The sequence below is a fragment of the Bacteroides sp. genome, assembly GCF_019417265.1.
In the GTDB taxonomy this organism is placed as follows: Bacteria; Bacteroidota; Bacteroidia; order Bacteroidales; family Bacteroidaceae; genus Phocaeicola.
Genome location: NZ_DXVR01000010.1, coordinates 1 through 14383 on the forward strand (window position 1 = coordinate 1; position 14383 = coordinate 14383).

The window sequence follows — 14383 nt, forward strand, 5'->3', positions numbered from 1 at the left end:
AGAACGCATAACCTTTGCGTCCGTTTCTCTGCAATCTGATTTTAGTTGCCATTTTTTAAACGTTAAATTTTTAATGTTAATGATTTGAATTATGCTATTATCTCGTAATAGCGGCTGCAAAGATACTGCTTTTCTTTTGTTTTACAAATAGTTGGGCTATTTTTCTGTATATTTATTTGTTTATCTCTCTCAACCATTTCTCCAGCTCGCCTGTCCATTGTCTTTTGTAGATGAAACTGTCGCGATATCCCCATCCGTGTCCACCGATAGGATATGTGTGAAGCGATGCAGGAACTCCGTTTTTCACGAGCGACATGTAATAGTTGATGCTGTTTTCTACAGGTACGGCCTTGTCATCGCTACAGTGCATAATGAATGCTGGAGGAGTCTGTGGAGTAACCTGCTTCTCATTACAATACAGTTCTACAATCTTTTCGTCAGGATTGCTTCCCAGGAGATTGTTTCTTGAGCCCATGTGAGTATATCTCTTCTCCATTGTGATGACCGGATAGAAGAGTATCTGGAAATCGGGTCTTGTAGACTCGTCGAAATGAGTTGCAGCAGTGCTCGTAAGATGTCCTCCGGCAGAAGAACCCATGATTCCGAGTTTTGAGAATTTCAAGTCTTTAGACTTTTCACGCATGATTCTTATGCCCTGATGTGCATCGCTCAGGGGAACTTCGTTGTGTCCGTTAGGCATTCGGTAGATAAGAACCGAATATGTTATTCCCTGACTGTTGAACCACGCAGCCATATCGTGTCCTTCATGGGCAGTAGCCAGATGATGGTATCCGCCTCCGGGACATGCTATGATTGCCATTCCGTTGGGATTCTCGGCAGGATAAACATAAAGAGTAGGTTCTGCCACATAGACAGGACCATTTTCTTTTTGTTCTTTAATACCGTTTTCGTTAGGCGCACCATTAGGCCAAAGCTTGATTTCGATAGGCTTCTGTGCGCATAATATAGATGACAGCATAATGAAACTCATAATCAGTAAATTCTTTTTCATAACAGTTTATTTTTTGATCGACATGCTGGCTTTCACCAGATATATAATAAGGAGTGCATATGCAACGAGTGATACAACCTGGCTCATAGGATTAGCCAACCATGACTCGTTTACAAGATTGATGTCGCAATATCTCATCACTGCGCTAACTACACCCATCAGAGCACCTCCGGCAATGAAACCGGAAGCAAGCAATGTTCCTTTCTCGCCACGTTCCCGGTTCACAGATTCGTCCTTACTTCTTGTTGTCACGTACCAGTTTATAGCACCACCCACCAATAGAGGAAGGTTGAGTTCCAAAGGAATGAACATACCAAGTGCGAAAGCCAGTGCAGGAACCTTGAAATAAGTAAGAACGATTGCCAATACAGCACCTGCTCCATATAAAGCCCATGGAGCACCTACACCATTCATCAGCGGGTCGATAACGGCTGCCATAGCATTTGCCTGAGGTGCAGCAAGCTGTCCGCTTGTAAATCCGTATGAATCATTAAGCACCATGATGACACCGCCCACTGTAGCGGCAGAAACCAGTGTTCCGAGGAATTTCCATGTTTCCTGTTTCTTAGGAGTACTTCCAAGCCAGTAACCTATCTTGAGGTCAGTGATAAAACCGCCGGCCATTGATAGAGCTGTACATACCACACCACCCATAACCAGTGCTGCAACCATACCTGTAGCTCCGTTCAGACCTACTGCCACCATGATTACTGATGCAAGGATAAGAGTCATAAGCGTCATGCCCGATACTGGGTTTGTACCTACTATGGCTATCGCGTTTGCAGCCACTGTTGTGAAGAGGAATGCTATACCTGCCACAAGCAGAAGTGCCACAACGGTGTGAAGCACATTACCCTGCATAACGTCGAAGTAGAAGAACAGCAGAACCAACAGCAACGTAAAGATAGATCCGAATGCGATAATCTTCATCGAAATATCTTTCTGAGTACGTTCTACGTTGGCTTCAGCTTTCTTGCCACCCATTTCCTTTGCTGCAAGACTTACGGCACCTTTTATTATACCCCATGAACGGACTATACCTATGATGCCGGCCATAGCGATACCGCCGATACCTATACTCTTGGCATATTCGCTGAATATCATTTCCGGCGACATATCCTTAACGGCCATAGTGATGTTCGGATTCCATGTATTGAGAACCTGGTCGCCAAACACAAGGGCAAATCCCGGTACTATAACGAACCAAACCACCAGCGAGCCGGCACATATTATGGCAGCATATTTCAGACCTACGATATACCCCAATCCAAGCACGGCAGCACCTGTATTTATCTTGAAAACTAATTTGAATTTCTCAGCCACCATTTCACCGGCACTGCATATACGGCTTGTGAAGTTCTCGTTCCACCATCCGAAGGTACCGACTATGAAGTCGTACAGACCTCCGATGAGTCCTGCCATAAGAAGCGGTTTTGCCTGGTCGCCTCCTTTCTCGCCCGACACAAGAACCTGTGTGCTGGCTGTTGCCTCAGGGAAAGGATATTCGCCATGCTTGTCCTTTACGAAATATTTACGGAATGGAATGAGGAAGAGAATACCCAATACACCTCCAAGCAGAGAGCTGATGAACATCTGCATGAAGTTCACTGTCATCTCCGGATATTTCTCCTGAAGAATATAGAGTGCCGGAAGAGTGAATATGGCACCTGCTACAATCACTCCGGAGCATGCTCCGATAGACTGTATCATTACGTTCTCGCCTAATGCGTTTTTACGCTTTGTGGCACTTGACACACCCACTGCAATGATGGCAATAGGAATAGCAGCTTCGAATACCTGACCTACTTTAAGTCCCAGATAGGCAGCTGCGGCCGAGAAAATCACAGCCATTACTATACCCCATGTCACTGACCACAGGTTTACTTCCGGATAATTCTTCGAAGGCGACATGAGCGGCTCATATTTCTCGCCCGGTTTAAGCGGACGGAACGCATTCTCTGGCAGCCCCGTCGGCTTTTCTTGTTCTGTTTTCATGTTCGATTATGTTATTATTTTGTTAATGTTATTCCGTTTCGTGTCCAAAAGTAATAAAAAAAACTCATAACCTTTGCGTTCTGTATTCGTTTGGTGTGCAGCCAACTTCTTTTTTGAACATACGGCTCAGATGTTGCGGATACTGGAACCCAAGTTCGTAGGCTATTTCCGTCATAGTCATCTGTGTGGACAGCAGTTTCTCCTTAGCCTTGTCCACCACCTTGCCGTGGATGTATTCGGACGCCGTTTTCCCCGTCTGCCGGCTTATCATGTCGCCGAAATAGTTTGGAGAGAGAAACACCTTTTCGGCAAAGTATCTCACCGTAGGCAGACCGTTCTCGGTAGGGGCCTTGCTGTCGAAATAATCGTCCAGCAGACGTTCGAACTGCACTATTACGTTCTTGTTAGACACCTCTCTCGTCTGGAACTGTCTGTCGTAAAAACGCAGGAAGTAGTCGAGCGTCAGTCCTAAGTTTGCTGTTATGATTCTCCGGCTGTGTTTGTCCTGTCGGATTCGGAGTTCCCTTTCTATATTGCCGAAACACTCCATGATTATCCTCTTTTCCTCTTCTGACAGGTGAAGAGCCTCTTTTGAGTCATATCCGAAGAAAGAATATCTCTTTATGTCCTTGCCAAGTGAAGTGCCGTGTATGAAGTCCGGATGAAACAGTATTCCGTAGCCCTCCGGCTTTGTGTCGGTATTCATGTGCGATGTTACCACCTGTCCGGGTGCAAAACAAACTATTGTACCCTCATCATAATCGTACTCCTGCATCCCGTATGTCAAATCGCCACATTTCGTTTTTTTCAGATATACGGCATAGACTCCGTAGTTAATGGTCAGAGTTTCAGGCCACCTCGCAGCCTTGGACAAGTCGACCACACTCACCATAGGGTGCAGAGTCTCAAGTCCGAATATATCGTTGAATCTGTTGACATCCTCTAATTTGATAACTTTCTGTTTCATTTATGCAGATTATTTGTGTTTCGTAGCAAAAATAATACATATTATCCGTATAAGCAACATTCGGTAAAATTGGTACAAAGAGCCGTAATCCATATACAGTACAGATATAATGTATATAGTACTTTTGTAACATGAACAATTATATATTACAGATATGCTTTTAAACGACTTTTTATCTTATGTAAAGACCGGCAAGGCACTCGATACGGATGAAATCCATGCTCTTATGGGAGAGATGAGCGAGGAGGCCCGCCGTGTGACATTCCGGTTGAATTCATCGTATCACACACCGGATGAAGTTAGAGGATTGCTGTCCGAACTTTTCGGATATACTGTGCCCAAAACCCTGCGTGTGTTTCCTCCTTTCTATTCTGATTTCGGAAAGAATATCCATGTGGGAGAAAATGTTTTCATAAATGCATGCTGCCATTTTCAGGACCACGGAGGAGTAACTCTTGGCGACGGCTGCCGGATAGGTCATAACGTGGTGTTTGCAACTCTAAACCACGGATTGCAGCCCGAGGAGCGAGGCATAACCTATCCTGCGCCGATAGTTCTCGGCAAGAATGTATGGGTAGGCTCCAATTTCACTATTCTGCAAGGGTTGACTATAGGCGACAATGCAGTGATAGCTGCCGGTGCTGTAGTTACTAAGGATGTGGAACCCGGCACTATAGTAGGCGGTGTGCCTGCCCGTTTCATAAAGAAGATGTAGGATTTTTCCGGATTCTTCGTTTCTGATTATCAGATTCTTCGACGCAGAAACCGTAACACGTTCGTGTAACGGGTGGAACACGCTCGTGTCACGCGCGGAATACGAACGTGACGCGGGCGTAACACGTACGTGTCACGCTTTCTGCGAACCGTCTTTTCGGGATATTTAAACAATCATCTTCCCATATGTTTCAAAAAAAAACAAACCAATATGAAAAGAAACCTGATTTTAATTATTCAAATTCTAATAATAAGTGTTATGACAAATCTAAATGCGCAAGACAAAAAGACTTTCGCTCCAAGCGATAAAGTAGTGACAGAACGTGTTTCGTTCAAGAATCGTTTCGGCATCACACTTGTGGCCGACCTGTATCGTCCGAAAAATGCTGAGGCTCCGCTACCGGCATTGGCTGTGAGTGGTCCTTTCGGTGCAGTGAAAGAACAGTCGTCCGGACTATACGCCCAGACTATGGCCGAACGGGGATTTCTGACAATAGCTTTCGACCCGTCTTTCACCGGCGAGAGTAGTGGAGAACCACGTTATGTTGCATCACCTGATATCAACACCGAAGATTTCAGTGCGGCAGTGGACTATCTGATTACACGTCCGGATGTGGATTCTGCCAAGATTGGAATAATCGGCATATGCGGTTGGGGCGGATTTGCTCTGAATGCAGCAGCCATAGACACCCGTATCAAAGCTACCGTGGCTGTGACCATGTACGACATGAGCCGTGTCACGGCAAACGGATATTTCGACTCAATGGACGAAGATGCACGCTATGAGCTTCGCCGAAAACTTAACGAGCAGCGCACCATCGACGCGAAGAACGGAACATATGCCCTTGCAGGTGGAGTGATTGACCCTCTGCCGGAAGATGCGCCGCAGTTCGTAAAAGACTATTATGCTTACTATAAGACTCCGCGCGGCTATCATCCGCGTTCGCTGAACTCAAATAACGGATGGAACGTGACTTCCTCTCTTTCATTCATAAACACTCCGCTACTGACATACAGCAGCGAGATAAGAAGTGCCGTCCTGTTGGTTCACGGCGAGAAAGCCCATTCGCGCTATTTCTCAGAAGATGCTTTCAAGAAACTCAAGGGCGACAATAAGGAACTGCTCATAGTTCCTGGTGCAAGCCATGTAGATTTGTACGACAATGTAGCCGGAGTGATTCCTTACGACAGGATTGAGAAGTTTATTCGCGAGAATATGAAATGATAGTGTATAAAGAAACAGACTTGCTTCGAGAATGAAGTCAAGTCTGTTTCTTGTTATATTTCTATTATTATTTTACTTCTTCTATATATAATACCCTGCTTGCATAATCATTTAGTTTATGATAGTCAACTTTGTGGGTATATGGAATTTCAAGTCCTTTGCTCATGAGGAACTTACCTGTAAATGTTTTTCCTTCGAATACGAGAGGTTCATTGTCAATTCTGTTTAATTCTTTAACCATATATCTTTTTTCAGGATTTAAACCTTTCATAGTTATAACAGGCAGATGCTGGTTTACGAAAGTCTCTGTTTTCCACCAATAGAATACAGCTTTGTCTTTTTCTGGAGAAACATACATTAGCGATGCGACTCCATCCTTATCGTATGGTGATTTCAGTCTGTAAATATCACCGAATTGTACTATCGGACGTATTGTCTTATATTCGCTTATAGCTTTACGGCACAATTCTTTTTCTTCCTGTGTCATGTTTTTAGGTTGTATTTCCATCCCGAGACGTCCGCTCATGGCTACATCAATACGGTATTTTAACGGTATTGTTCTGAATGTCTGATGGTTAGGTGTCGCACTGATATGCGATGCCATTGCTATTGCCGGGAAGAAATATGATGTACCCCATTGCATATAAATTCTTTGTAAAGCATCAGTATTGTCACTTACCCAAAATTCATCGAAGTAAGGAAGATATCCATAGTTGGCACGTCCTCCTCCACTTGCGCATGCCTGTATTGTCAGTTCTGGATATTTGTTGCGGATACGTTGGCATACTTTCTCAAATCCTCTGTGATATTCAATGTAAAGATGGCTCTGGTTGTCGTTTGTCAGGTAGTTAGAACCATGATTTATTATACCCATGTTTGCATCCCATTTTATATAGTCTATTTCCGGATTTTCAGTCATTAATTTGTCAACAATTTCATATACAAAATCTTGTACTTCAGGATTTCCCATATCCAGTACTAATTGTGTTCCACCGCGTCCTGTTGTAGCTTCCCTTTTGGGAGATTTAATAATCCATTCAGGATGTTTCTCGTACAATTCGCTTTTAGTGTTTGTCATTTCAGGTTCAATCCATATTCCAAAATCGATGTTGTTCTTTTTTGATGCCTTGATCAGACCTTCTATTCCTTGCGGCAATTTCTTTTTATCGACAGTCCAGTCGCCCAGTGATGAATTGTCTGTGTTACGTTGATATTTGTTTCCGAACCATCCGTCGTCCATTACGAACAGTTCACCTCCCATGGATGATATGTCATTTATCATCTGTTCCATTCCTTGTTGATTTATGTCGAAATATACACCTTCCCAGCTGTTTAATAAGATTTTTCTTTCTTTGTTACCATTGGCAAGTTTATATTCACGTCCCCATTTATGGAAATTTCTGCTTGCACCGCTTAATCCTTCTTCGCTGTATGTAAATGCAAGTACCGGTGTTGTGAATGTTTCATTTTTCTTTAAATTGTATGCTGAATTTTCTTCGTTTATTCCGGCAAAGAAATGATGATATTCACTGTCGTCGGTATCAATTCTAAGTTTATAGTTTCCTCCATAGCAAAGAGCTGCACCTATGGTCCTTCCATTGTTTTCCTGCGGCTTTCCGTCAAGAGAGAACATAACTTCCGCATGTGCGGTATGCGAATTGCGTACACCGTCTTTATTCTTTATTATTTTCATTCCTGGTGTCAGTTCTTCCTGGCATAGGCGGCCTTCGTTAGCCCATGAACCATAGAGAGATGATAGCCATACATTACCCCTTCTTATCGGCATATAGCCTGAGGAGAATTGGTTTAATGTCACTGTTCCTTTTTCTTTGTTCGTAATTTCGCTCCATGTTTCTATCATGTCCACTTTATTGTATGCTTTGTAATTAATATTTACATAAAGTGGATAAATTTTATCTTTCAGGGTAAGTGTTGTCTGGACATAGTCTTCATTGTTTGTTTTTTCGACATTGATGACTTCCATTTGCAATGACATGTTTCCGTCATAATGTTTTACAGCAAGGGCTGTTTCACTTTGACAATTCATTCCATACACAGGATATGCGGAGAATGAATTAAAACCTGAGCTTTTTATTTCGTTCAGTTCGTTTTCTGATAGTTTTGTACCGTAATATATAAGTTTGGCTTCACCGTTTTGGGGAGCTTCTATTACAAGACTGGTACCAGGTGTTGACAGGTTGTAGAACTGTGCGTTTGCATTACTGCATAACAGTAAAAAGAATGCAGTGGAAACATTGGTTAGTTTAAAGATGTTCATGTTTTTTATGTTTTAGATTATTTTACTGCAAAAGTATAAGTTTTTGGTATTATTGTATGATATTTATTTATCATATATTGGTATAAAGGAAAATAAATTATAAATTTGTGTATCAGCGTAATATTTTTAATAAGGTTCATTATGGATAATAAGAAGGAAAACAATATTATAAGGGAAATAACTCCGCTTTCGGATAAAGATTGTTTCTACATAGCTGACAGATATAAAACAGAGTTTACATATCCTATACATTGTCATAAGGAGTATGAATTGAATTTTATAGAGCATGGTTCAGGGCTGTGCAGGATTGTAGGAGATTCAAAAGAGTGTGTTGGAGAATATGATATGGTACTTATAACCAGTCCTGATTTGGAACATGTGTGGGAACAAGGGGAATGTAAGTCTGATAATATACATGAAATAACCGTTCAGTTCTCACCTGCTTTTTTAAGCGGATTGATAAACAAGAATCAGTTTGAGCGTGTTGAAAAAATGTTGAGCAAGGCAAGAAACGGTCTATGTTTTCCAATGCCTGCAATACTGAAAGTTTATAATTTAATATCGGAATTGTCAAAAGAAAAGGGCTTTTATGCTGTTATTAAATTTATGACATTATTATATGAACTTTCTTTATTTATGGATGATGCTAAGGAATTGTCCAGCTCTTCATTTGCACAAATTGAGGTGCAATCAGACAGTAGAAGGATTCTGCGTGTACAAAAATATATAGCAGAGCATTATCAGGATGAAATTCATTTGTCGCAACTTGCCAATATGGTTGGTATGGCGAATGTATCATTCAGTCGTTTCTTTAAATTGAGGACAGGCAAGAGCCTTTCAGATTATATTATAGATGTGCGTTTAGGATATGCAGCACGACTTTTGGTAGATTCTACAATGTCTATATCTGAAGTGTGTTATTCATGTGGTTTTAATAACTTGTCTAATTTCAATCGTTTATTTAAGAAAAAACGAAAATGTACACCGAAAGAGTTCAGGGATGATTATAATAACAGACGTATAGTGATATGATGATGCAGTAATCGTTTTTTTTGGGAACAGACTGTAATAATATTTATGGCTTTAAACAATTAATCGACTTTGGATAAAATAGTATCATACTTTTTATTCAAAGCCGATTAATTTTGCACTTGTAAAGATTGAGTCTTTACGAATTAAAGTAACACATTATTAATATTAAATTTAATCTCTAATAGTATGAGGAAACTTATTTCTGCAATTATCGTTTTTTCTCTTTTTGGAAGTTCATGCCAATTTTCAGAAGAAAAAGTAAAACCTGTTAAGACTCTTGAGGCAGAACAGATGTTGGTTAAACTTAAAAAAATTCCGGTATACGGATTCATGTTCGGCCATCATGATGACCCTGTATATGGAATAGGATGGGATGGTGATGAAGAACGTAGTGATGTAAAAAGTGTGTGCGGCGATTATCCGGCAGTTATGTCATTCGATTTGGGAAGAATGGAAATCAATGGTGACAAAACTTTGGATAATGTTTCCTTGGACAGAATCCGCAAGGAAGTGATAGAACAATATAATCGTGGCGGAATGTCATCTTTTAGCTGGCATGTTGATAATCCTTCGACAAGGAAAGATTCATGGGATGTAAGCGATTCTACAGTGGTTAAATCAGTATTGCCAGGAGGAAACAATCACGCAAAGTTCATAGGATGGCTTGACAAGCTTGCGGAATATATGAATTCCATAACATTAGAGGATGGAACAAAAATCCCAGTGATTTTCCGTCCATGGCATGAACATACCGGAAGCTGGTTCTGGTGGGGACAGAACTTATGTTCTACAGAGGAGTATAAAGCATTGTGGAGAATGACATATGATAGACTTCAGGAAAAAGGTGTTACACAATTGCTATATGCATATTCTCCAGGCTCTGAACCGAAGGATTCTACAGCGTATCTTGAAAGATATCCGGGAGATGACATTATAGACCTGATTGGAGTAGACATCTATCAGTTTGATAAAGATAATTATGTGAACGACATGGAAAAATCATTGGACATAATGACTCAGGTATCTAAGGCACACGATAAGGTTATGGCTGTAACTGAAACCGGCTATGAGGCTATTCCGGATTCTTTGTGGTGGACGGAAACACTGCTTCCTATCGTTGAAAAGTATCCGGTAAGCTATGTCTTGGTATGGCGTAATGCACGAGAGAGGGAAAACCATTATTACGCACCTTATCCGGGACAAGTTTCTGAAAAAGATTTTGTAAAATTTTATGACAGTCCTCGTACTTTGTTTTCAAAGGATATGAATAATATTAAATAATTAAATACATTAATGCAATGAAACAGTTTGAACAGAAATTAAACGATTTATTTGCTCGTCACGAAGAGTTGATTACTCGTAAAAACGAACCTATTGAAGAAGGTAACGGAGTTTATAAACGTTATAAGAATCCTGTATTGACAGCTGCGCATACTCCGGTTTTTTGGCGTTATGACTTGAATGAGGAAACTAACCCTTATTTGATGGAACGCATCGGAATGAATGCCACGATGAACTCTGGAGCAATCAAGTGGAATGGAAAATACCTGCTTGTTGTAAGGGTTGAGGGAGCGGACAGGAAATCGTTCTTTGCTGTGGCTGAAAGTCCTAATGGAGTTGATAATTTCAGATTTTGGGATTATCCGGTTACGATGCCTGATGATGTGATTCCTGCCACAAATATATACGACATGCGACTTACGGCACATGAAGACGGATGGATATACGGAATATTCTGTGCGGAAAGACATGATGACAATGCTCCGGCAGGTGATTTGTCATCAGCTACCGCTACCGCGGCAATAGCTCGTACCAAAGACTTGAAAACTTGGGAACGACTGCCGGACCTTAAGTCGAAGAGCCAGCAGAGAAATGTAGTGCTTCATCCTGAATTTGTGGATGGAAAATATGCGTTCTACACTCGTCCGCAGGACGGATTTATTGATGCCGGAAGTGGCGGTGGAATAGGCTGGGCGTTGGTTGACGATATTACAAATTCCGAGGTTAAGGAAGAAAAGATTATTGACAGCCGTTACTACCATACTATAAAAGAAGTGAAGAATGGTGAGGGACCTCATCCTATAAAGACTTCAAAAGGATGGCTACATCTGGCACATGGTGTAAGAGGTTGTGCAGCAGGTTTGAGATATGTTTTGTACATGTATATGACTTCATTGGAAGATCCAACCAAACTTATAGCTTCTCCGGCAGGATATTTCATGGCACCGGAAGGAGAGGAACGTATCGGCGACGTTTCAAATGTACTGTTCTCTAATGGTTGGATAGCCGATGAGGATGGAAAAGTTTTCATATATTATGCGTCATCAGACACACGTATGCATGTGGCTGTATCTACGATTGATAAATTGGTTGATTACTGTATGAACACACCTCAGGATGGACTTACAACGACAGCTTCTGTCGAGACACTGAAAAAACTTATTGACAAGAATTTGAAATTGATGAACAAGTGATAATTTAATTTAGAAAGCACTGCTATGATAAAACTCAAGGAAAAAATAGGATATGGTTTTGGCGATATGGCTTCATCCATGTTTTGGAAACTTTTTGGAGCATATCTGATGATTTTTTATACCGACGTTTTCGGCTTGCCGGCTGCTATCGTTGGTACTATGTTTCTTGTTACACGAATTTGGGATTCTGTTTTTGACCCCATAGTGGGAGTCGTTGCAGACAGGACATCAAGCCGTTGGGGTAAGTTCAGACCATACCTTTTGTTTCTTGCTGTTCCGTTCGGACTCATAGGAGTGCTTACTTTTTATACCCCTCCTTTCGGAAATACAGGCAAACTGGTATATGCATATATCACTTATTCCCTTATGATGATGGTTTATTCCGGTATAAATGTTCCGTATGCATCACTTTTGGGGGTGATAAGTCATGATTCTAAGGAAAGAAATACATTGTCAACTTTCCGCATGATGTTCGCTTATATAGGCAGTTTTATAGCTTTGTTGCTTTTCATGCCTATGGTGAATGCTTTCTGTAGTGATGCCGGTGACGTGTCGCAACAGCAGCAAGCGTGGACTATGGCTGTTTCTGTGATAGCTGTTATGTGCGTATTGCTATTTCTGGGTTGTTTCTATCTGACTAAGGAGCGTGTCAAACCTATCAATGAAAACAAATCATCATTGAAAAGTGACATCAAAGACCTGTTTCATAACCGTCCGTGGTGGATATTGTTTGTAGCCGGAGTATTTGCACTTGTGTTTAACTCAATAAGAGACGGTGCGGCTGTTTATTATTTCAAGTATTATATTGTTGAAGAAGAATTCCGTTCGATAACATTATTTGGAGTATCATTCGTTTTAAGCGGATTATTCCTTTCTATAGGACAGATGGCTAATATAATAGGTGTAGTTCTGGCGGCTCCTGTAAGTAACGTTATCGGTAAAAAGCAGACCTTTGCTATTTCCATGTCATTGGCTGCTGTTCTTAGTATTATCTTCTATTGGTTCAAACCTGAGGATTTGGTATTGATATTTGTTTTCCAGTGTGTTATAAGTATCTGCGCCGGAAGTATTTTCCCATTGCTGTGGTCTATGTATGCCGACTGTGCCGATTATTCAGAATATAAGACAGGAAACAGAGCTACAGGCTTGATATTTAGTGCCTCATCAATGAGTCAGAAATTCGGATGGGCTATAGGAACAGCCGTTACAGGTTGGTTGCTTTCTTTCTTCGGATTTCAGGCGAATGCGGCTCAAAGTCCTGAAACAATAAATGGAATAAAAATGTTTTTGAGTATTCTTCCTGCGATAGCGGCTTTGGTTTCGGTGTTGTTTGTATGTTTTTATCCTTTGGGAGAAAACAAGGTAAAGGTAATTATTAGTGAATTGAATTTAAAACGTGAAAATAAGAAATGAAAGATATAGTAGTGTCACTTGTAGATGAAGTGCGTAAGGAACTGGAAAATGACATACTTCCGTTCTGGATGACCAGGATGGTTGACAATGAGAACGGAGGATTTTACGGACAAATAACCGGTGAGGATGTTTTATGCCCGGAGGCGTCAAAAGGTGCGATATTGAACGCTCGTATATTATGGACATTTTCTTCGGCATATAGGATATTGAAGAAAGAGTCGTATCTGGAAATAGCTTCAAGAGCTAAAGATTATCTTATCGGTAAATTCTATGACAAACAGTTCGGAGGCATTTACTGGGAACTTGATTTCAAGGGAAACCCCACAGACACAAAAAAGCAGATATACGCCATAGGGTTTGCCATATATGGCTTGAGTGAATATGTAAGGGCTACCGGCGACAAAGAGGCGTTGGAATATGCGGTAAAATTATTTGATGTTATTGAAAGATACAGTTTCGATTCTGTAAGGGGAGGATATTTTGAGGCATTTACACGTGATTGGAAACCTATTGAGGATATGCGTCTGAGCGAGAAGGACGAGAATGAAAGCAAGACCATGAATACCCATTTGCATGTACTTGAAGCATATACAAATCTTTATAGGGTCTGGAAAAACGAATTGCTGAAAAAGCAGTTGGCACATTTGATAGATGTTTTTCTGTACAGGATATTGGATAAGGACACAAATCATCTCAATCTGTTTTTTGATGATAATTGGATAAATAAGTATCATATCATGTCTTACGGGCATGACATTGAAGCATCGTGGCTGATACATGAGGCTGCGATTGTACTTGGTGATAATTCTCTCCTTGGAGAAGTTGAGGCTATAGTTCCGAAAATAGCAAAGGCGGCAGATGAAGGGTTGAACGATGACGGCAGTATGATATACGAGAGATTTATTGACAAGGATATCACAGACAGGGAACTTCACTGGTGGGTACAAGCTGAGAATGTAGTAGGACATGTCAATTTATATCAGCATTATGCTGATAGTAAGGCTCTTGAAACGGCTTCGGACTGTTGGAAATTTATTAAGGACAAACTCATAGATAAAGTAAACGGGGAATGGTACTGGAGTATATCAAACGATGGAACAATAAATAAGAATGATGACAAAGCGGGATTTTGGAAATGTCCTTATCACAATGCCCGTATGTGTTTGGAGATAATTGAACGCTTTTCTTAATACATATTACAAGAGTATTATATATGGATATAAAAGTATCATTATATGATGCTGGTTGTATGTAACTTTGCAACAGTAAGATA

Annotated in this window: 11 protein-coding genes; 7 read left to right on the forward strand and 4 right to left on the reverse strand. The window is 40.9% G+C overall.

The features are described 5' to 3' along the window. Positions 1–172: 172 nt before the first annotated feature. The 3 genes from QZ379_RS02445 to QZ379_RS02455 all read right to left on the reverse strand — a co-directional run bounded on the left by QZ379_RS02445 (position 173) and on the right by QZ379_RS02455 (position 3974). The gene (locus tag QZ379_RS02445) at positions 173–1012 is read right to left on the reverse strand and encodes an alpha/beta hydrolase (protein ID WP_291557935.1); all 840 of its coding nucleotides are present in this window, start codon (positions 1010–1012) and stop codon (positions 173–175) included. Positions 1013–1018: 6 nt separating this feature from the next. Beyond that, positions 1019–3007 carry an OPT family oligopeptide transporter gene (locus QZ379_RS02450; RefSeq protein WP_291557937.1) on the reverse strand — a complete coding sequence of 663 codons (1989 nt, stop codon included), beginning with the start codon at positions 3005–3007 and terminating at the stop codon, positions 1019–1021. Between the two features lie 64 nt (positions 3008–3071). Further along, complete coding sequence (locus QZ379_RS02455; RefSeq protein ID WP_291557939.1) at positions 3072–3974, reverse strand: AraC family transcriptional regulator; 903 nt, start codon at positions 3972–3974, stop codon at positions 3072–3074. Between the two features lie 154 nt (positions 3975–4128). Between QZ379_RS02455 and QZ379_RS02460 the strand changes: the two genes are divergently transcribed. Together QZ379_RS02460 and QZ379_RS02465 are read left to right on the forward strand one after the other, a co-directional pair. Continuing rightward, positions 4129–4689 (forward strand): sugar O-acetyltransferase, encoded by a 561-nt coding sequence (locus QZ379_RS02460; protein WP_291557940.1) that lies wholly within the window; start codon positions 4129–4131, stop codon positions 4687–4689. 258 nt (positions 4690–4947) lie between these two features. Beyond that, positions 4948–5913, forward strand: coding sequence for an alpha/beta hydrolase (locus tag QZ379_RS02465; RefSeq protein ID WP_291557943.1), 966 nt, complete (start codon positions 4948–4950; stop codon positions 5911–5913). Between the two features lie 67 nt (positions 5914–5980). Here the strand turns inward: QZ379_RS02465 and QZ379_RS02470 are convergent, their stop codons facing one another. Further along, a complete protein-coding gene (locus QZ379_RS02470) occupies positions 5981–8191 on the reverse strand; it encodes an alpha-galactosidase (RefSeq protein ID WP_291557944.1) in 2211 nt (736 codons plus the stop codon). 141 nt (positions 8192–8332) lie between these two features. On the opposite strand from QZ379_RS02470, the gene QZ379_RS02475 reads away from it, so the two are divergent. The 5 genes from QZ379_RS02475 (at position 8333) to QZ379_RS02495 (ending at position 14300) form a co-directional block, all read left to right on the forward strand. Next, a complete protein-coding gene (locus QZ379_RS02475; RefSeq protein ID WP_291557946.1) occupies positions 8333–9223 on the forward strand; it encodes an AraC family transcriptional regulator in 891 nt (296 codons plus the stop codon). Between the two features lie 186 nt (positions 9224–9409). Beyond that, a complete protein-coding gene (locus QZ379_RS02480) occupies positions 9410–10504 on the forward strand; it encodes a glycoside hydrolase family 26 protein (protein ID WP_291557948.1) in 1095 nt (364 codons plus the stop codon). A 17-nt stretch (positions 10505–10521) separates the two neighbouring features. After that, positions 10522–11697 carry a glycosidase gene (locus QZ379_RS02485; RefSeq protein ID WP_291557951.1) on the forward strand — a complete coding sequence of 392 codons (1176 nt, stop codon included), beginning with the start codon at positions 10522–10524 and terminating at the stop codon, positions 11695–11697. A 24-nt stretch (positions 11698–11721) separates the two neighbouring features. Beyond that, positions 11722–13110: an MFS transporter gene (locus QZ379_RS02490; protein ID WP_291557954.1), complete on the forward strand. Its 1389-nt coding sequence runs from the start codon at positions 11722–11724 to the stop codon at positions 13108–13110. Next, entirely contained in the window at positions 13107–14300 is a 1194-nt protein-coding gene (locus QZ379_RS02495; protein ID WP_291557957.1) for an AGE family epimerase/isomerase, read from the forward strand. The genes QZ379_RS02490 and QZ379_RS02495 overlap by 4 nt, the downstream gene beginning before the upstream one ends. Positions 14301–14383 lie beyond the last annotated feature (83 nt).